This window comes from Pelotomaculum sp. PtaB.Bin117 (assembly GCF_002067195.1).
Classification (GTDB): domain Bacteria; phylum Bacillota; class Desulfotomaculia; order Desulfotomaculales; family Pelotomaculaceae; genus Pelotomaculum_D; species Pelotomaculum_D terephthalicicum.
This window is the reverse complement of sequence record NZ_MVQM01000034.1, coordinates 1-17,835: the sequence shown is the minus strand read 5'-3', so window position 1 is coordinate 17,835 and position 17,835 is coordinate 1. Positions and strand designations below refer to the sequence as shown.

Below are 17,835 nucleotides of genomic sequence, written 5' to 3'. Positions count from 1 at the left end.
TTACTTTAGCAAAAAAACAACAAGGAGGTTGTTTTGTGAAAAAAATCGAAGCCGTTATCCGCCCGGAAAAGCTCGAGGAAGTTAAAGACGCTCTAGGCAAGTACAACATCCACGGTTTGACCGTAAGCCAGGTAGTAGGCTGCGGATTGCAGAAAGGCAGGGTTGGCGTATATCGCGGCAATGAATACAGCATCAACCTGTTGCCGAAAATCAAGCTGGAGATTGTTATCAGTGACTATCAGGCCGAAGACGTAGTGAGCATGATCAAAGAAGCAGCATATACAGGCGCAATCGGTGACGGAAAGATTTTTATTTTACCTGTGGAAAACGCTTTTCGCATCCGTACCGGCGAATCAGGCCAAGACGCGCTATAAAAAAACAAGGTCAACGACGCCCTTGAAATGTCTATTTGGGGCGTTTTTATTTTTATGGGAGGTTTGGAACTATCTTGATGGATGATGACGATTTTAAAAAAATTGAAGGCTTGTTTGAAAAATGCTGCGATAACTGTCTGCTTACCCGTCAGCATTGTTCAAGCTGCCGTATTAGCAAATTAAGAGGCATTTTCCACCAGTGCAAACAACCGGGAACTCACGAAGTATTCCTGATTAATATCAATGATTTAAGAGTTTTATTGGACCTGGCTGAGGAATCCGCAGGCGCGCACAAGCATGATGTCGTGGATAAATGGCGGCGCGCCATAGGCAAAGAGAAAGCCGCTGCCGCGATATAAGGTATACACACGCAAATTATATTCAACAGGGATGTTGAATAGGGCGAAGGTGCTCTTTTTGACCGGTATGAATAATAACCGGTCTTAAAGAGCGTTTTTATTTTTTTCGGGAGAGTTGGAACAGGCGCCGCGTTGCAAGCCTGTGGGCCGCCGATGGCAAATTTTCATGGAAGAAATGGGAGGGGTAGAAACCAATGGCTGAAATCAATATACAGGATCTGGCGTCCGGCGTGGATACCATATGGGTACTGCTCTGCGCAGCCCTGGTCTTCTTTATGGAAGGCGGTTTCGCCTTCCTGGAAGCAGGTTTTATCCGCGCCAAGAACTCAATGAACATTGTGATGAAGGTTTTCACCGACAGTACAATCGGGATGCTCAGTTACTGGGCGATAGGCTTCGGCATAATGTACGGCCTGGACCGGGCCGGCGTTTTCGGAAGCAGCGGGTTTTTGATCGGCGGGGACTTGAGCCACATTCAACTGAGAATACCCATCTACGCTTACTGGCTGTTCCAGGCGGCCTTTGCCATGGCCATGGCCTCGATCGTTTCCGGCGCGGTCGCCGAGCGGATGAAATACGGCCCTTACATTATCTATACCGCGGTGGCAACCGCCTTGATTTATCCTATCGCCGGCCACTGGGTGTGGGGGGTCAACGGCTGGTTGGGAAAACTCGGGATGCTGGACTTTGCCGGATCGGCGGTTGTGCACGCCGTAGGCGGCTGGAGCGCTCTTGCAGCCGTGCTGGTGCTCGGCCCGCGCACGGGGAAATATAACAAAGACGGCACTTTAAATGTTTTGCCCGCTCACAACTTGCACCTGGCCTTTTTGGGCACCTTTATTCTGTGGTTCGGCTGGTTCGGATTCAATCCGGGCAGTTCCCTCTCCGGACTGGACATGAATATAGCCCGCATCGCCCTGACCACCAACCTGGCCGCGGCGGCGGGCGGTACCGCCGGTATCCTGTTCACCATGTTTAAATACGGTAAAGCCGACCCCAGCATGGCTATGAACGGGGCGTTGGCAGGACTTGCCGCCATCACGGCCGGGACAGCTTATGTGCAGCCGGCCAGCGCGGTGATCATCGGTGGGGTGGCCGGGGTACTGGTAGTGCTGGCTGTGAGCTTCTTTGACAAAATCAAGGCCGACGATCCGGTGGGCGCCATCGCCGTTCACGGGGCGGGCGGCACCTGGGGAGTCCTTGCGGTAGGCCTGTTTGCTCAGCAGGGCGGCCTGTTTTACGGCGGCGGCGCCGAGTTCCTGGGCGTTCAGGCGCTCGGCGTGCTGTCAGTATCGGTATGGGCTTTCACCGCCACTTATCTGGTGTTTACCCTATTGAAGAAAACCGTCGGTGTCCGGGTATCCGCCCAGGAAGAATTCGAAGGACTGGATTTGAACGAACACGGCATCACGGCATACACCGGACTGATGACAAACCCGCTTTACGACGTCGAAGAGAACCCGGCCCACGCCTTCGGCGGTATGCAACCGCAGAAAACGCTGGCGGTGAATTCCGCCCCCAATATTAAGCCGTAATAACATCAACGCGCTTAAAACTACGTAAAGGCACGGCACGAAAGGCACGGTTTAACAGGGCAACTTGTTGAACCATACCCCAAACTGATACGGAAAAGAAAGAAGTCACAGATTGTGGCTTCTTTTCTTGACAATACGGGCCGGGGTCAGCCCTTGACATTGGACAGCTTTGCGGACATGTCCGCAAAGCTGTCCAATGTCAAGGGCTGACCCCGTAGCTAACGATATAGAGAAAACAGGCTGAGCGAATTGACCCGCGGCCTGTCTTCCCATTTGAATGTTTTTTACTTTCGAATGTCTTTTACTTCCCCAGCAAATTATACAGCACCTGCGCCATTTCAGCGCGGGTTGTCGTGCCGGTGGGGTTAAGCCTGCCGCCGCTGCCGGATACGGTTCCGGTTTCGACAAGCAGCGTCATAGCCTCCGTCGCCCATGCAGCCACATCGCCGCTGTCCGCGAAGTCGGTCAGCGCCTTACCCAAAATTCCTTCGGGGAGCTGTTCGATGACCTTCAGCGCGTTATACAGCAGGGTGAACATCTCCTGACGGGTGATTTGATTATCCGGCGCATACAGGTTGCTCCCGACGCCCGCCGAGATACCCAGCCGCTTTGCCGCAGCGAGGTAGCCGGTGTAGTAGGTGTCGCCCGCGTCCGCGAAGTTGCCGGCCGGGTTTTCGTCGGGGTCGATGCCGTAAGCGCGCATCATCAGGACGATGAACTCGCCGCGCGTCAGCCCGGCTTCGGGACTGTAATTGCCGCCGCCGGTGCCGTTGGTTATTTCCCGCGCCGCGATGAAGGACACCGCGCCGTAATACCACGCGCCCTCCGCCACATCGCCAAACTCAACGGGATTATAAGCAACCGCATAATCGCTGAAATGCGTCGTCGTGAAGGTCACCATGCCTGTTCTCGGGTCATATTTTCCGTTCGGGACGCTGACCGCCCTGCCGTCGCCGTCGATGTACCAGACTACGATGCCCTGCGGGTTTCTAAGCTCCTGCGGCGTCGGCTTATACGGTATGGATACCGTCACCGGCGCTCCGCTGTTCTTCCAGTCGGTCTGCTTGCCGTCGATGAGAAGCGTGAGCTGGATAAGCGGCTTGTCGCCTATCTTGTTTTGTATGCCCGGCGGAAGCTTGGACTTGTCGCCCTCGCTGATGACAACCTCCGCCTTTCGTCCGTCCATATTTCTGAGGCCGGTCAGCATGTTGGAGGGAACAGTGACGCACCATTACCGCCGCCAGTAACAGGGATAATGCCTTTCTTTTAAGCGTGCTTTTCCACATTTACATTCCACTCCTTTTGCGCCAACTGGAAGACCTCGTTGGCGGAAATTTCGATTAGTCTGTTCCAGCGCACAAAGTCGCCGTCGGTGGCAGCCTGTTTGAAAAACTCCTCGTCCTTAAACCGGCCGAAGCGCACGGTGCGCAGCCTGCTGGTGAAGTCAAGCGTCACGCTGTGGCCGTTGTCAAACAGCACCTCCAGGCGGCGACCGCTTTGGGGTGTGACGCTTCTGATACTGACCATGGCCTGTCCCTCCTTTAAAAAATAAAAAACCACTTTACCTAAATGGTATAGTGGTTTTTTATGGATGTATACTACCCACCGGGTAGTTTTTATTGACGGCAAGGTCTTAATTTAGTACTATATTTGTACAGGGGGTAATAAGAAATGAATATCAAAGAGGATATCAGGCCTATTTCCTACATCAAGGCCAATGCCGCGGAGATTCTGGCTCAGGTGAACGAGAGCCGCAGGCCGGTATACGTCACGCAAAACGGGGAGGCCAGGGCTGTACTGCTGGACACGGAATCCTATGAACATATGAAAAAAGCTTTGGGTATGTTAAAGCTGCTGGCCCAGGGGGAACGGGATATTATCGACGAAAAAATAACTTCTCAGGATGAATTTTTCGCGGCCCTGGACAGCGACCTGGGCATAAATCATGAATAATCAAATATATCATGTATTCTGGACCCAAACAGCCCAACAGGATTTAAAAAGAATCATTGACTATATCGCAGCCGACAGTGAAGACAGGGCAAAAAAAAATTACCGGGCGATCAGACAAAAAGCCGCCGATTTGCAGTCTATGCCCCAGAGAGGGAGAATTGTCCCGGAACTAAAGTATTTCAGCATTTTAACATACAGGGAATTAATCAGCCCGCCCTGGCGGATTATTTACAAACTTGAAAACGACAAGGTGTGGGTACTTGCGGTTATTGACGGCAGAAGGAACTTTGAGGACATTTTACTGGACAGGTTTATATAAAGAGTTTTTAGGGTGACTTATTAATGCCGTGCGAGCCGTTCAGCCGTCATTGCGAGGGGCTTTAGCCCCGTGGCAATCCAGATCGACGATTTGCCCATATAAATCAACCCATTCGGGATTGTCTTTTTCAATCAATTGCAATTTATTCTTCCTCGAACCTGCTTTAATCTGTTTTTCTCTTTCAATGGCGTCAGTAATACGGTCAAAAACCTCATAATAACCTAACTTATCAACTCCGTATTTTTGGGTGAACCCCTCATGCATCTTGTTTTTATGCTCGTAAACACGTCTGATCAAATCAGTTGTTACTCCCGTATATAACGTACCGTTCCTTTTGCTGAAAAGGATGTACACATAGCCGCATTTTTTCTGCATTAGGGTCTCCTTTCTGGATTGCTTCCGCCACGCTACGCTCGCGACAGGCTTGCTGCACTCCTCGCAATGACGGGAGGGGTGGCCGCCCCTACACGGGCGGCAAATTTTGTTTCAGCAGTTCCCTGCCGCTGATGGACAGTTTTGCGTAGACGCTTTTTAGGGCCGATTTCACCGTGTTGGGCGATATGAAAAGCCGTTTGCCTATTTCCGTGTTGTTCAGCCCCCCGGCGGCGAGGCGCGCTATCTCAAGCTCGCGCGGGGTGAGCGCGGGCTTTTCTTCTGTGAAATACAGCTTTATCATCCCGTCCTTGCTTTTGGCGAAGGTTTCGGCGAGCCTTAATATCTCGCGGATTTCCTCGCGGTACGCTCCCCGCGCGGCGACGGTTTCAAGCAGCGGGGCGATGTAGTCGGCGTTTTCGGCAAAGAGCATGTACTGTTTGTCCGGCATGGCGATGCCGAGAGCCTTTTGGAGGCTCTCCAGCGCTTCATCCTCTCTGTATATCCTGCGGTACGCCGCCGCGAGGTAGATGTAGGTGAGATATACCCGAGCAGGTTGGAAAACACCGAGGACACGGATATAAAATGCTCGGCGCTGCCGATGAGCTTCAGGTATTCGCCTTTGATGAGGAGCAGCCTGCCGTACATGACGTTGAAGAAGGGGTAAGCGGGGAAGCGCAGGCGCGGGCTGGCCGTGTCGAATTCCTTGAGCCGCCCGGGGATTCTGCCCGGCTGGTCGAGGTAGGCGTAGATGCAGCCGGTGCAGATTTCAACCGTGTGGATGAAAGCGTCGTCCGCGACCTCGTCCAGAATTCCCTGCATTTCGTTTATGCGGCTTATCACCCCCGCAAGGTCGCCCTTCATGAAGTCGATGAGCGTCTGGAAATACTGCGCGGCATAGGCGATGCTCTCGTCCCTGCCGTCGCGGGCTTTCAACAGCGCCTTCTGCGCGGCAACCGCGGCATTGTCGAAGTCGCCCCGGTTGAAGAGGTTTTCGGCTTCCATCACGTCCTCCGCGCCCGAGCCCTGCCCGCTCGTCAGGCGGGTAAAGTAGGGCATGGCGTTTTTAAGGTCGGCGATATGCTCCGAGAGCCTGCCGCTCTCGCGGTAATACAGGCTCAGCACCGATGGCGAGCCGAAGGTGGAATTGATTCCGGAATCGTAGACGGAGGTGGGCTGGTTGAGATATGCCCAGGCTTTTTTGTACCGCCCGGACACTTTTTTGAGGTCGTTGAACTCCGCGAAGCTCTGTAAAAGCTCGAACTCGCCGAGCAGGCGGTTTTTCGCCGCGGAGTCCAAGCACTTATCCTTTTCGATGTTTTCGCTCAGTTCGCCGCAGGTTTTGCGGAACAGCTCAAGCTCCTTGTGGACAAACAGGTGCATGGCGTAGACGAGCAGCGCGTAGTGGTGCCGCGCCTTGATCTCCTGCGGGCATTCGGCCATGTATTTGATGAACAGCTCGCGGCTGCCCGCGGAATAATAGACAGTCTTGTCCTTTTCGAGCGTTTCGAGCAGACCGTCGAAGTCCCCGCACTCGTAAAAAAAGCGGCGGGCGGCAGCGTAGTCGCAGATTTCCATAAACCACCGCGCCGCCTTTGCGTAAAGCTTCCGGCGGTAGTTCGTTTCTTTTTCTTCGAGCCGGTCATTCAAGAACTCCGTGAAAAGGGTATGGATATGATAGACCTTGGGCCTGCCGTCGTAAGTGACGAAGGTATTGTTTTCGCAAAGCCCGTCCAAAATCATACCAGCATTTTTGCCCCATATAAATGCCGCCTGCTTTAAGGTAAAGGCCTCGAATACGCTCATGGCGACGAGGAATTCCCGCGCATCCTCAGGCAGGGGGTTGTATACCGCCTTTTCGATAAGATTGTTGATGCTGTCGGTCGGGGTGTATTCGCCTTTGGCGATATATTCGAGCATGATCAGGTAGAGGTCGCTGATCCAGCCTTCGGTGTCGGTATGAAGCCTCGCCGCCTCGCTCTCGCTCAAATGCACCCCGCAGGCCCTGTAATACGCTGCGATTTCCTGCGGGGCAAACTCGAAGGTTTCTTTTGCGATATGGCACAGGACGCCTTTTAGCGCAAGCTCGTGAAGCCGGTTAAATCTTGCGGCGCGGGTGACGAGGACGATATGCAGGCGCTCGATTCTGCTTTCGGCAAGCTGCTCGAAAAAGCCGTTTGCGCCGGGGATGTTGATATTTTGATAATCATCGACGAGCAGCACGGTGTTTTCCGGCAGGTTGATGTCACGGATGAGCTTTACCGCTTCCCGCGCGGTTTTCGCGTTGTCCGGGAAGCGCAGGTGAATAAGGCTTTGGGAGCGCTCGCTGTCAAATTCTCGGAAAAGCCCCGCGAAGCCCTCCCAAAACCCGTCGCCGCCGGCGGGGACTTCCTGCCACAAGGTGTCCGCTCCGGCGTTGCGCAGGTATTCCCGCACGGCGGTGGTTTTGCCGTAGCCCATGGGCGCTTCGATAACGGTTAAGGGATAACTGCATATACCGTCCAGAGCCTTCGTTATCCGGCCCGGAAAGTACAGGCTTTTGGTATTGTATTCTTTTGCCTTTGGTACGGTCATCCCCTCCTTTTGAGCAAAGCTTTTTACGGGTGGTATTAATATATAGTTAGTCAGTCATAAAATAAAGAAACTTTATGTCGCCAGTATACAACAATTTTTTGCAGTCTTCAAGGAAATGGCAAGTTTGCAAGTACTGAAGAATTACTTAAAAAGTGATGGCTATTGACCGCGCTTGCGACAGCAAAGGCAGTCAGCTTAATCTGCTGTCTGCCTCGCTAAAACTGCCCACGGTTCACATTATGTCCCTATTAACACGTACATAATGCCATGCCTTTTTCTTTTATGAGAATTATAAAGGCCTTTTCCGGTATTTCTGTTACTTCAGATGTTTCATTACCTGACTAACTCGATAATGCAAAGAGTATCTCCTACCTTAACCACGTCACCCTCACTTACCAGGATTTCCTTAATTGTTCCGCCAGCGGGAGAAGGCACATTGAAAATCGCCTTGCTAGTCTGCATTTCAGCCAGATCATCATCTTCTTCCACCGTGTCGCCTTCCGCCACGTGCCAAAAAGTAACGACGCATTCCTCAACACCTTCGGCGAGAAACGGCAACCTGACTTCCAAATGATAACCCTCCTTATTATACTTTATGAATCCCTTGCCTGGTTTTTTAAACTATAATTATTATATACTTCACCGGCCTGGTAAGAACTGCGCACCCATGGGCCCGCCACCACTTCCCCGAACCCCATGGACAGCCCCTTTTCAACGTAAAAATCATACGTTTCCGGCAGGACATATTCCGCAACCGGCAGTTGAATGTCCGAAGGGCGAAGATATTGCCCGATGGTGAGGATGTCGCAGCCTGCCAAGCGCAGTACGCGCATTGTTTCCAGAACTTCTTCCCTGCTCTCGCCCAAACCAACCATCAGGCCGGACTTGGTGGTGATGCCAGGCGCCAGATCTTTAATTTTTCCCAGAAAATTTACCGACCTTGTAAAATCAGCCTGCGGCCTTACCGAGGGATAGAGCCTGGGCACCGTTTCAACATTATGGTTAAAAACATCCGGCCCGGCGGCGGCCACTTCGGCAATCGCCTCCGGTCTGCCCTGAAAATCAGGGGTGAGCACCTCAACAGCGGCGTCCGGCGTTATCTTTCTAATAAACCCGACGGTGGCGGCAAAATACCCCGCGCCGCCGTCCGGCAAGTCGTCCCGGGTTACCGATGTAACCACCACATGTTTCAAATTAAGCCTGGCCGCCGCTTCCGCCACCCGCTCCGGCTCGCCCGCGTCCGGCGCCGCCGGCGTCCCCTTGCGCACGGCGCAAAAGGCGCATCCACGCGTGCAGGTGTCCCCCAGGATCATAAAGGTGGCGACTTTCCGGGAAAAACATTCCGCCTGGTTGGGGCACCGCGCCCCCTGGCAGACAGTATGCAGATGCAGCCCGGACAACAACTCCCTGGTATGCGCCACTTTAGCGGAAGCGACTATTGTCTTGCGCAGCCAGGGCGGATAACGCCCGGTCACGGTCATATTCCCACCACCTCAATCATTTCGGCCGCCGCACAACCGGCTTCAATCCGGAGCTTAAACACATCCCCGAAATGCCCCGCGGCCGTTGCCATAATTTCAAATTCCGGGATATCCCGGCCAAGTAGTCCGGTTAAAGAAGTCACTCCCTTATCCCGAATGCCGCAGGGAGTAATATAGCTGAAATACTTCATGTCCGGATTGATATTAAAAGCCCAGCCATGATAACTGACCCATTTGCTGACCCCAATCCCGACGGCGCATATCTTATCCTGACCCACCCAAACCCCGGGATACCTGTCCAGGCGGTTTGCCTTGACCCCGTACTCCGCCAGGACCCGGATGAACACCTCTTCGTACATGCGCAGCAACTTATGGAGATCGCTTCCGTGCCGCCTTAAATTTAAGATGGGATAGCCGACAAGCTGGCCGGGACCGTGGTAAGTAATACCGCCGCCCCGGTCGGTTTCAAATACTTTGATACCCTCACGCTCCAGCACATCGTCCGGCGCCAGGATATGCTCCCTGGACCCGCTCCGGCCAATCGTATAGACCGGCGGGTGGCTCAGCAATAAGAGCGTGTCAGGGATTTTCCCGGCGATTCGCTCTTTGACCAGCTTCTTTTGCAGGGTGTACGCTTTGGCGTAATCATATAGTCCCAGATACAGGATCCGGCACCGACGGGTCATATAGGACACTCCTTCAAGCAGTCAGTAGTCAGTAGTCAGTAGGAATTTCTTGCATTCCTTTAAGGTTTTTAAACCCTTGAGTTGCACCGAAAAATTATTCTGACTCCTGACTCCTATCTCCTGACTCCTGTCTTTACGTGTGTATGCTCATGCCGTGTACGGCTTCGGCGGCTTCCAGCACGGCCTCGGATAATGTCGGGTGAGCGTGAACGGTTTCTGTCAGCTGCTGAACCGTGATACCCATCTTGACAGCCAGAGCGGCTTCCGCAATCAGGTCAGTGGCGCGCGGCCCGACAATATGAACACCAAGCACCCGGTCATTATCCGGGTCGGCAAGGATTTTCACAAACCCGCTTGTTTCACCCATAGCTTGCGCTTTGCCGCTGGCGATAAAGGAAAATTTACCGGACTTAACATTGATTCCTTTTTCTTGCGCCTCTTGGGTAGTCAAGCCGACACCAGCAACTTCCGGGTGGGTAAAAATGCAATTGGGTATTACCCGGTAGTCCATCTCGCGGGGACGGCCTAAAATATTGTCAACCGCGACCACTCCCTGGGCGGAAGCAACGTGGGCAAGCTGGATTTTGCCGGTGATGTCGCCAATCGCGTAAATGCCGGGAACGCTGGTTTCAAGTTTATCGTTAACAATAACCTCACCGCGCCCACCCACGGCTACACCAGCTTCTTCCAGCCCCAAACCGCCGGAGTTCATCGTCCTGCCGATGGAAATAAGCGCCCTGTCGGCAGCAATCTCTTCACCCGATTCCAACACGGCGGCAACGGTTCCGGCAGACTTCTTCACTTCCAGAATATGCGCCTTGGTTTTAACAGTGATACCCTGCCGCTTCAGCAGTCCCTGCATCGTCTTAGCCGCTTCCCGATCTAGTGCCGGCAAGATGGCGGGCATGACTTCCAGCACGGTTACTTTCGAGCCCAGAGTATTGAAGATACAGGCGAACTCACAGCCAATCACCCCGCCGCCGATAACCAGCATTTTTTCCGGAATAGCGGCGACGTTTAACGCCTCATTTGAGGTGAGCACCAACTCCCCGTCGTAACCCAAAGCCGTGATTAGCGCAGGCTCGGTTCCAGTAGCGATAACAATATTCTCCGCTGTTAAAATTATTTCTCCGCCGCCTGCCGCCGCCACCCTGACCTTACCCGGAGCCTGCAGGCGGGCCGTGCCCCTGATCAGATCTATTTTATTCTTCTTTATTAGATAATTGACTCCCGCAACCAGCTGCGCCACAACTTTATTTTTCCGCTCCATCAAGCGGCTGAAATCAACCATTACTTCTCCCGTGGCAATACCGAATTCCGCCGCGCGGCGGATGTTATTCAGCAATTCGGCGCCGCACGCCAGTGTTTTAGTCGGAATGCACCCCCGGTTCAAGCAGGTGCCGCCCACTTCGTCCTTTTCCACAACGGCGACTTTGGCGCCCAACCGGGCCGCCCGGATCGCGGCGACATAGCCGCCCGGACCGGCTCCTATAATTACAATGTTATAGCTCATCTTACCACCTCGGAGGGGGTCAGCCCTTGACATTGGACAAACGCATAAATTTAACTTTTCACAGTAATAAATAATGGCGCGATCATACAACTAGAACCTTATTATTAAAATACAATAACCGCTAGCAGCCTGTCTAAGTATTAACAGGTAATCCCAATTTTAACTACATGCTGTTATGACAGCATCATTATATATCAACATGTTGGGTGTTCGCATGTCAATATGTAATTCTCAGACAGCCTCTTAGCATATAAAGTTGTCCAATGTCAAGGGCTGACCCCATAAATTAACCATAAATTAACCTGCCTTCATTGGCAGGTTATCCTTTAGTTTATCATTTTATTATAAAAATGTCCGGCAGGTTTTAGTAAACAGCTTACTTTTTAATTTCCCAATAACAATTCTTCGGAGAAGCTATCTTTTCCTCTTTTTTAAGCTTTTTCATAATTTTATCAACCTCTTTTTTCTCGATACCTGTCGCAGCTGCTATTTGGCCTGCGCTGACCGGCTTATCTGCAGCTTTAAAAAAGTTTACAATCAACTCATAATTATCCATATTTTTGTTCTTCCTTTATTTTTATGATATTTTATACATTTTAAAGATTATCAAATGCATTAAAGCATGTCAAGAAAATGCCATTCTAAAATAAACAATCACTGAACTACCTTTTATTACGGTGATATCTCCACAAGCTCTATTGTCTTCCACTTATCCACGTGATATACTTGATTATGTGGAGGTGATTGAGATGGAGTACCAGAATATTACTCTATCCATTCCCAAGAAGATATTGAAGAAAGTCAAACATATAGCGGTGGAAAAAAACACATCGGTTTCCGGATTATTGTCACGGCATCTGGAAGATATAGTTGCAAAGGACGACGCTTATCAAAAAGCAAAAACCAACCAAATGGAACTCATGAAGAAAGGATTCGATTTAGTATATAAGGGCAAAGCCTCATGGTCCAGGGAGGATCTGCATGAACGCAAATGAGGGACGCCAATTCGTTGACACGAATATTTTTGTATATGCGTACGATAGAGGAAATGGGGCAAAACAAAACCTGGCCCGGAAACTAATAACCAATCTTTGGGAAAACCACATGGGATGTGTTAGCATACAAGTTTTGCAGGAATTCTACGTGACGGTGACAAAAAAAGTGCCAATTCCCTTGCCGTTTGAGATAGCATTAAAGATTATCTCCGATTTGGGTGAATGGACTCACCATGCCCCTGATGTCGGGGATGTAATTGAAGCCGTTTATTTTCAGCAAAAGTACGGTATTTCTTTCTGGGATGCAATGATTGTAAACAGCGCTTGTAAAACCGGCTGCACCATCCTTTGGACGGAAGATTTAAATAGCGGACAGGTCTATGGGAACGTAACGGCTCAAAACCCGTTTGACAGGGAAGACTGAAAAACAGCTCTTGCTTGATTGAACGCACGCAAATTGAGAGTAAAAATACCCCTCTGACCTAAATAATTCTTTTTGCAACCAGGTATATTCGAATAAATTTTAAATCCACCATGCCGAATTCATCTGATTGTTCTTTTATAGCTTCTTTAACCAACATTCGAAAGGTTTCAATATATGCGTCTGTTAGCGGAACTGTATAAAAGGATTGATTCAAAAAACCGTTTTCGGCACCTGACTGGTAAATTTTATATACCTGGTCAGCTGAATACTTATTTGACTCCTCTATTAATTCACATTTTACGACGTTAAATCCGCAATCCTCAAAAATTTGCCTGTATTCCTCAGCGCTGTCCCCAAAAAACCACGGCCTGTTAAAACAACTGAATGTTTCCCTGGTGGCCGAATCAGTACGGACCTTTGCTTCAGCAGCCACAAAGGTAGGACAATACTTTGCAGTGGCAGGAGCTTGTATACCCATTCGGCCTCCTGACTTTAGTGCTGTATAGCACTGTTCCAAGACCTTTTTGGGATTTTGAAACCACTGAAAAACAGAGTTACAGAAAATAACATCAAATTGATTAATAAACCCTAGGCATCCGGCATCTTTAACAAGATAGCTTAGATTTGTCTGACCGCAGTTGTTGCGAACCGCTTCATTAATCATACCGTCGGAATTATCTATGCCCACCACCATGCCCCTTGTGAGGAGGGCTATTTTCCTGGTCACGCTACCGGACCCGCAGCCTAAATCAAGCACATCTTCGCCATCTTTAATCGACATTAAACCCAGCAAAACCTCCGAAGCCGTTTTTTGCACAAGGGCGTTCTGTTCATAACTAGCGGCTTTGCTGTTAAAACTAATATTCATAACCATTCCCTCCTGTTAACTTAAATTAACAATTATTCTTATCATTCAACACGTGCTCGAAAAGGCTTGACTTGCCGGATCGGGTGTTTATCCGGAGCGGTTCTGAGCACTGGATGCGGTTTATAGCACGGTCGTATACTTTTCTTGACAAAAAAGCAGGGTAAATCTGATCATCCCTGCTCAAATTACTATCTTTTATTCTGACTCCTTACTTCTGATTCCTTCTACTGATCATTTCGGCATGGTAGAGCCCATCAGGTAGCGGTCACACTCGCGCGCCGCGCCGCGCCCTTCATTGATTGCCCAGATCACGAGGCTTTGACCCCGGCGCATGTCGCCGGCGGCAAATACTCCTTTGACATTGGTGGCAAATTTGCCGTATTCAGCCTTGGCGTTGGTAAACTTGTCGCGCTCGACGCCGAGCTGGTCGAGCAGGGTGTTTTCCGGACCGGTAAACCCCATGGCCAACAGCACCAATTGGGCGGGCCATACTTTCCCGGTACCGGGAATTTCCCTCGGCGTAAGGCGGCCTTGATCATCCTTGATCCACTCAACCTGAATGGTATGCACTTCTTTGACCTGCCCATGCTCATCTCCGGCAAACTTTTGCGCCGTAATGCAGAAATGCCGGGGATCGGCTCCGTAAAGAGCCTCCGCTTCCGCCTGGCCGTAATCAACCTTAAATACCCGCGGGAACTGAGGCCAGGGGTTGTTGGCGGCACGTTCGAGGGGCAACGCCGGCATAATCTCAAGCTGGTTGACACTATTGCATTTGTGGCGCAAGGAGGTGCCGACACAATCCGTGCCGGTATCGCCGCCGCCAATTACGATAACGTCTTTGCCCGCGGCGGAGATATGCTTTCCGTCGGCAAGGCCGGAATCCAGCAGGCTCTTGGTATTCGCGCCCAAAAATTCCACCGCAAAGTGTATTCCCTTCAGGTTCCGGCCCTCAATCGGCAGATCGCGCGGTTTTGTTGATCCGCCGCAAAGCACCGCCGCGTCGAATTCTTGCAGGAGCTTTTCCGCGGGATAGTCCTTGCCCGCTTCCGTGCCGGTTGCAAAGGAAACCCCTTCCGCCGCCATCAAATCAACGCGCCGCTGCACAATCTTTTTGTCCAGCTTCATATTGGGGATGCCGTACATCAATAGCCCGCCCACCCGGTCGGCGCGCTCAAAAACGGTAACCCAATGGCCGGCTTTGTTGAGCTGGTCCGCGCAGGCCAGGCCGGCAGGACCGGAACCAATCACGGCAACTTTTTTACCGGTCCTGACAGAAGGCGGGCAAGGGACTATCCATCCCTCTTCATAGGCACGCTCAATAATGGCATTCTCGATATTTTTCGTCGTGACCGGGGCGCTGTATAACCCGGCGGCACAAGCGCCCTCGCAAAGGGCCGGGCAAACCCTGCCGGTAAACTCCGGAAAGTTATTTGTTTTTAACAGCCGTACTAACGCTTCTTTCCACAGGCCCCGGGAGACCAGATCATTCCATTCGGGGATCAAATTATGGTTGGGGCAACCGGAAATCATACCGCTGATCACGGTTCCGCTATGGCAGAAGGGTGTGCCGCAACCCATGCAGCGCGCTCCCTGAATCCTTAATTTTTCCTCCGCAAAAAGGCAGTGAAGTTCTTCCCAGTCATTAATGCGCTCCAATGGAGCGCGGTCGGCCGGGAGTTCCCTCTGATATTCCATAAATCCCGTCGGCTTACCCATGGTTCTCCTCCTCATCGGTTAGTTCCCGCTGACCCGCGACACGTCTTTTAGATTTTCTTCAAAAGCGACCATAATGGCTTCATCACCGCCAAGGCCCATCTGATATGCCCGGTCAATGGCCGCGAGCATGCGCTGGTAATCTTTCGGAATGACCTTGACGAATTTCGGCAGCATTTCATCCCATTTATCCAGAACCACCCGGGCCTTTTCGCTTTGGGTATATTTTAAATGCCTTTGCATCATTTCTTTAACCTCGGCAATTTCGCCGGCATTTTCCAGGGTTTCAAGAATTACCATTTCGTAGTTGCAGCGCTCCGGGAACGTTCCGTCTTCGTCAAGCACATAGGCAACCCCGCCCGACATGCCGGCCGCGAAGTTCCTGCCGGTCGCACCAAGCACGACCACACGGCCGCCGGTCATGTATTCACATCCATGGTCGCCTACCCCTTCGACAACGGCTTTTACACCGCTGTTCCTGACGCAGAATCTTTCACCGGCCACGCCCCGGATGTATGCCTCTCCTGACGTCGCGCCGTAAAAGGCCACATTGCCGACAACGATATTTTCTTCCGGCGCAAAGGTCGCCTTTGCCGGCGGAAAAACAACCAGCTTGCCGCCCGAAAGGCCTTTGCCGAAGTAATCGTTGGCATCTCCCGCCAGGGTGAGGGTAATTCCCCTGGAAACAAAAGCGCCAAAACTCTGCCCGGCGGAACCATCAAAGCAAAGGCGGATTGTATCCTCGGGCAGGCCCTCTCCGCCGTAGCGCTTGGTCACTTCATGGCCCAGGATGGCGCCTACCACCCGGTTGGTGTTTAATATGGGCAGCCTGGCCTCAACCGGCTCCCCGCGCTCCAGGGCCGGCTCGCATATTCTTAACAGCTCCTGTCTGTCCAGAGATTTCTCCAACCCGTGATATTGTTCAGTTTGGCAGTACCTCCCGACGCTTTCCGCAACATCAGGCCGCCAGAGCAGGGCAGACAGGTCCAGTCCCTTCGCTTTCCAGTGCTCAATACCTTTCTTCAGCTCCAGCACGTCGGTGCGGCCAACCATTTCGTTGACTGTCCGGAAACCGAGTGCCGCCATGATTTCCCGCATTTCCCGGGCGATAAACCGCATAAAGTTGACTACATGCTGCGGGTCGCCCTGGAAATTCTTGCGCAATTCCGGGTTTTGGGTTGCTATGCCGACCGGGCAGGTGTCCAGGTTGCAAACCCGCATCATGATGCAGCCCATGACAACCAGCGGAGCCGTGGCAAACCCGTATTCCTCAGCGCCGAGCAGCGTGGCGATGACCACGTCCCGGCCGGTCATCAGCTTGCCGTCCGTTTCCACAACAATTCTGTCGCGTAAATTATTCAGCACCAGTGTTTGATGCGTCTCGGCCAAACCCAATTCCCAGGGCAGGCCGGCATGAGTGGTGCTCGTTCTGGGCGAAGCCCCCGTGCCGCCGTCGTAGCCGCTGATCAAAACGACATCGGCCCTTCCCTTGGATACTCCCGCGGCAATTGTGCCCACGCCTACTTCCGAAACAAGCTTAACGTTGATCCTGGCCTTTGGATTGGCGTTCTTCAAGTCGTGAATCAATTCCGCCAGGTCTTCAATCGAATAAATGTCATGGTGCGGCGGGGGTGAAATCAGGCCCACCCCGGCCGTGGTCCCCCTGACCTTGGCAACCCAGGGATACACCTTGCGCCCCGGAAGCTGGCCGCCCTCACCGGGTTTTGCCCCCTGGGCCATCTTGATCTGGAGTTCATCCGCATTGACCAGGTATTCACTGGTAACGCCGAACCTGCCTGAGGCCACCTGCTTGATGGCGCTGCGCAGGGAATCCCCGTTTGGCAGGGGCTTGAAGCGGGCCGGATCTTCCCCGCCCTCGCCCGTATTACTCTTGCCCCCGATGCGGTTCATGGCTACGGCCAAACACTCATGTGCCTCTTTACTGATAGAACCAAACGACATCGCCCCGGTCTTGAAGCGCCGGCAGATGGACTCCACCGGTTCGACTTCCTCTACCGGCACGGGCGTCCGGTTTGTCTTAAAGTCTAAATACTTGCGCAGCGCGTTTTTCTGGCTGTCGATCAGCGCCGAGTACCGCTTAAATAATTGAAAGTCATTATTGCGGCAGGCCTGCTGCAACAAAGCAATAGTTTCCGGATTGAACATATGCTCCTCGCCGTCATGCCGCCACTGGTAAGCCGAGCCGCTATCCAGCGTGTTGTCACAGCCGGGCGAGAAGGCCCTCCGGTGGCGGAGTGCCGCCTCATTGGCAATTTCAGCCAGCCCGACTCCGCCCACCCGTGAAGCAGTCCAGGTAAAATATTTGTCGATTACCGACTGGTGAATCCCGACGGCCTCAAAAATCTGGGCTCCGCAGTAGCTCTGGATCGTGGAAATACCCATCTTGGACGCAACCTTGACCACGCCCTTAATAGCCGCCTTGATGTAATTCTTCAGTGCCTCCTTGGGTGTTATACCGGTCAGCATCCCCCGGCGGGACATGTCTTCCAGCGTCTCAAAAACCAGGTAAGGATTGACGGCGCTTGCGCCGTAGCCCAGCAGGACCGCTAAGTGATGTGTTTCCCGCGGTTCCCCCGATTCAAGCAGAAGGCTGACCCTGGTCCGGGTTCCCTCCCGGACCAGGTGGTGATGCAGCCCCGATACGGCAA

At 52.3% G+C, this 17,835-nt stretch carries 20 protein-coding genes; 7 read left to right on the top strand and 13 right to left on the bottom strand.

Features of this window, described 5'->3' with window-relative positions; genetic code table 11:
* Positions 1–35: 35 nt before the first annotated feature.
* From A4E54_RS01415 to A4E54_RS01405, 3 genes are all read left to right on the top strand, one after another.
* Positions 36–374, top strand: a complete 339-nt coding sequence (locus A4E54_RS01415; protein ID WP_240081963.1) for a P-II family nitrogen regulator — start codon at positions 36–38, stop codon at positions 372–374.
* 74 nt (positions 375–448) lie between these two features.
* Complete coding sequence (locus A4E54_RS01410) at positions 449–733, top strand: hypothetical protein (protein WP_240081964.1); 285 nt, start codon at positions 449–451, stop codon at positions 731–733.
* A gap of 194 nt (positions 734–927) precedes the next feature.
* A complete protein-coding gene (locus A4E54_RS01405; RefSeq protein ID WP_240081965.1) occupies positions 928–2,268 on the top strand; it encodes an ammonium transporter in 1,341 nt (446 codons plus the stop codon).
* A 301-nt stretch (positions 2,269–2,569) separates the two neighbouring features.
* On the opposite strand, the gene A4E54_RS01400 is transcribed toward A4E54_RS01405, so the two are convergent.
* Both A4E54_RS01400 and A4E54_RS01395 read right to left on the bottom strand, forming a co-directional pair.
* Positions 2,570–3,454, bottom strand: coding sequence for an S-layer homology domain-containing protein (locus tag A4E54_RS01400; protein WP_286723897.1), 885 nt, complete (start codon positions 3,452–3,454; stop codon positions 2,570–2,572).
* A gap of 80 nt (positions 3,455–3,534) precedes the next feature.
* Complete coding sequence (locus A4E54_RS01395; RefSeq protein WP_240081967.1) at positions 3,535–3,795, bottom strand: DUF2442 domain-containing protein; 261 nt, start codon at positions 3,793–3,795, stop codon at positions 3,535–3,537.
* Between the two features lie 144 nt (positions 3,796–3,939).
* On the opposite strand from A4E54_RS01395, the gene A4E54_RS01390 reads away from it, so the two are divergent.
* Together A4E54_RS01390 and A4E54_RS01385 are read left to right on the top strand one after the other, a co-directional pair.
* Positions 3,940–4,221, top strand: a complete 282-nt coding sequence (locus A4E54_RS01390) for a type II toxin-antitoxin system Phd/YefM family antitoxin (protein WP_240081968.1) — start codon at positions 3,940–3,942, stop codon at positions 4,219–4,221.
* Positions 4,214–4,540, top strand: a complete 327-nt coding sequence (locus A4E54_RS01385; RefSeq protein WP_286723894.1) for a type II toxin-antitoxin system RelE/ParE family toxin — start codon at positions 4,214–4,216, stop codon at positions 4,538–4,540. The genes A4E54_RS01390 and A4E54_RS01385 overlap by 8 nt, the downstream gene beginning before the upstream one ends.
* Before the next feature lie 39 nt (positions 4,541–4,579).
* Here the strand turns inward: A4E54_RS01385 and A4E54_RS01380 are convergent, their stop codons facing one another.
* The 8 genes from A4E54_RS01380 to A4E54_RS01345 all read right to left on the bottom strand — a co-directional run bounded on the left by A4E54_RS01380 (position 4,580) and on the right by A4E54_RS01345 (position 11,722).
* Complete coding sequence (locus A4E54_RS01380; RefSeq protein ID WP_240081970.1) at positions 4,580–4,915, bottom strand: GIY-YIG nuclease family protein; 336 nt, start codon at positions 4,913–4,915, stop codon at positions 4,580–4,582.
* An 88-nt stretch (positions 4,916–5,003) separates the two neighbouring features.
* Entirely contained in the window at positions 5,004–5,345 is a 342-nt protein-coding gene (locus A4E54_RS01375; protein WP_286723891.1) for a helix-turn-helix domain-containing protein, read from the bottom strand.
* Positions 5,252–7,486: a winged helix-turn-helix domain-containing protein gene (locus A4E54_RS01370; protein WP_240081972.1), complete on the bottom strand. Its 2,235-nt coding sequence runs from the start codon at positions 7,484–7,486 to the stop codon at positions 5,252–5,254. Before A4E54_RS01370 ends, A4E54_RS01375 begins: the two co-directional genes overlap by 94 nt.
* Before the next feature lie 333 nt (positions 7,487–7,819).
* Complete coding sequence (locus A4E54_RS01365) at positions 7,820–8,056, bottom strand: biotin/lipoyl-containing protein (RefSeq protein WP_240081973.1); 237 nt, start codon at positions 8,054–8,056, stop codon at positions 7,820–7,822.
* A 23-nt stretch (positions 8,057–8,079) separates the two neighbouring features.
* On the bottom strand, positions 8,080–8,967 hold the full coding sequence (gene lipA, locus A4E54_RS01360; protein ID WP_240081974.1) for a lipoyl synthase: 888 nt from the start codon (positions 8,965–8,967) through the stop codon (positions 8,080–8,082).
* Entirely contained in the window at positions 8,964–9,653 is a 690-nt protein-coding gene (lipB, locus tag A4E54_RS01355; protein ID WP_240081975.1) for a lipoyl(octanoyl) transferase LipB, read from the bottom strand. The genes lipA and lipB overlap by 4 nt, the downstream gene beginning before the upstream one ends.
* Positions 9,654–9,786: 133 nt before the next feature.
* Positions 9,787–11,166, bottom strand: coding sequence for a dihydrolipoyl dehydrogenase (lpdA, locus tag A4E54_RS01350; RefSeq protein ID WP_240081977.1), 1,380 nt, complete (start codon positions 11,164–11,166; stop codon positions 9,787–9,789).
* Between the two features lie 376 nt (positions 11,167–11,542).
* A complete protein-coding gene (locus A4E54_RS01345) occupies positions 11,543–11,722 on the bottom strand; it encodes a helix-turn-helix domain-containing protein (RefSeq protein WP_240081978.1) in 180 nt (59 codons plus the stop codon).
* A gap of 193 nt (positions 11,723–11,915) precedes the next feature.
* On the opposite strand from A4E54_RS01345, the gene A4E54_RS01340 reads away from it, so the two are divergent.
* Both A4E54_RS01340 and A4E54_RS01335 read left to right on the top strand, forming a co-directional pair.
* Complete coding sequence (locus A4E54_RS01340) at positions 11,916–12,161, top strand: DUF6364 family protein (RefSeq protein ID WP_240081979.1); 246 nt, start codon at positions 11,916–11,918, stop codon at positions 12,159–12,161.
* Positions 12,148–12,585, top strand: a complete 438-nt coding sequence (locus tag A4E54_RS01335; RefSeq protein ID WP_240081980.1) for a PIN domain-containing protein — start codon at positions 12,148–12,150, stop codon at positions 12,583–12,585. Before A4E54_RS01340 ends, A4E54_RS01335 begins: the two co-directional genes overlap by 14 nt.
* 58 nt (positions 12,586–12,643) lie before the next feature.
* Here the strand turns inward: A4E54_RS01335 and A4E54_RS01330 are convergent, their stop codons facing one another.
* The 3 genes from A4E54_RS01330 to gltB all read right to left on the bottom strand — a co-directional run.
* The gene (locus A4E54_RS01330; protein WP_240081981.1) at positions 12,644–13,453 is read right to left on the bottom strand and encodes a class I SAM-dependent methyltransferase; all 810 of its coding nucleotides are present in this window, start codon (positions 13,451–13,453) and stop codon (positions 12,644–12,646) included.
* 231 nt (positions 13,454–13,684) lie between these two features.
* Entirely contained in the window at positions 13,685–15,169 is a 1,485-nt protein-coding gene (gene gltD / locus A4E54_RS01325; protein ID WP_286723884.1) for a glutamate synthase small subunit, read from the bottom strand.
* An 18-nt stretch (positions 15,170–15,187) separates the two neighbouring features.
* Positions 15,188–17,835 (bottom strand): glutamate synthase large subunit (gene gltB / locus A4E54_RS01320; protein ID WP_286723881.1); only part of this gene is annotated, 2,648 nt, incomplete at its 5' end.

Excerpts from the sequence above, each read along its gene's own strand:
- lipB (WP_240081975.1), bottom strand. The coding sequence starts at position 9,653 with ATGACCCGTCGGTGCCGGATCCTGTATCTGGGACTATATGATTACGCC.
- lipA (WP_240081974.1), bottom strand. The coding sequence starts at position 8,967 with ATGACCGTGACCGGGCGTTATCCGCCCTGGCTGCGCAAGACAATAGTC.
- A4E54_RS01345 (WP_240081978.1), bottom strand. The coding sequence starts at position 11,722 with ATGGATAATTATGAGTTGATTGTAAACTTTTTTAAAGCTGCAGATAAG.
- A4E54_RS01340 (WP_240081979.1), top strand. The coding sequence starts at position 11,916 with ATGGAGTACCAGAATATTACTCTATCCATTCCCAAGAAGATATTGAAG.
- A4E54_RS01330 (WP_240081981.1), bottom strand. The coding sequence starts at position 13,453 with ATGAATATTAGTTTTAACAGCAAAGCCGCTAGTTATGAACAGAACGCC.
- A4E54_RS01370 (WP_240081972.1), bottom strand. The coding sequence starts at position 7,486 with ATGACCGTACCAAAGGCAAAAGAATACAATACCAAAAGCCTGTACTTT.
- A4E54_RS01375 (WP_286723891.1), bottom strand. The coding sequence starts at position 5,345 with ATGCTCTTTGCCGAAAACGCCGACTACATCGCCCCGCTGCTTGAAACC.
- lpdA (WP_240081977.1), bottom strand. The coding sequence starts at position 11,166 with ATGAGCTATAACATTGTAATTATAGGAGCCGGTCCGGGCGGCTATGTC.
- A4E54_RS01400 (WP_286723897.1), bottom strand. The coding sequence starts at position 3,454 with ATGGACGGACGAAAGGCGGAGGTTGTCATCAGCGAGGGCGACAAGTCC.
- A4E54_RS01395 (WP_240081967.1), bottom strand. The coding sequence starts at position 3,795 with ATGGTCAGTATCAGAAGCGTCACACCCCAAAGCGGTCGCCGCCTGGAG.
- A4E54_RS01405 (WP_240081965.1), top strand. The coding sequence starts at position 928 with ATGGCTGAAATCAATATACAGGATCTGGCGTCCGGCGTGGATACCATA.
- A4E54_RS01385 (WP_286723894.1), top strand. The coding sequence starts at position 4,214 with ATGAATAATCAAATATATCATGTATTCTGGACCCAAACAGCCCAACAG.
- A4E54_RS01380 (WP_240081970.1), bottom strand. The coding sequence starts at position 4,915 with ATGCAGAAAAAATGCGGCTATGTGTACATCCTTTTCAGCAAAAGGAAC.
- gltD (WP_286723884.1), bottom strand. The coding sequence starts at position 15,169 with ATGGGTAAGCCGACGGGATTTATGGAATATCAGAGGGAACTCCCGGCC.
- A4E54_RS01335 (WP_240081980.1), top strand. The coding sequence starts at position 12,148 with ATGAACGCAAATGAGGGACGCCAATTCGTTGACACGAATATTTTTGTA.
- A4E54_RS01390 (WP_240081968.1), top strand. The coding sequence starts at position 3,940 with ATGAATATCAAAGAGGATATCAGGCCTATTTCCTACATCAAGGCCAAT.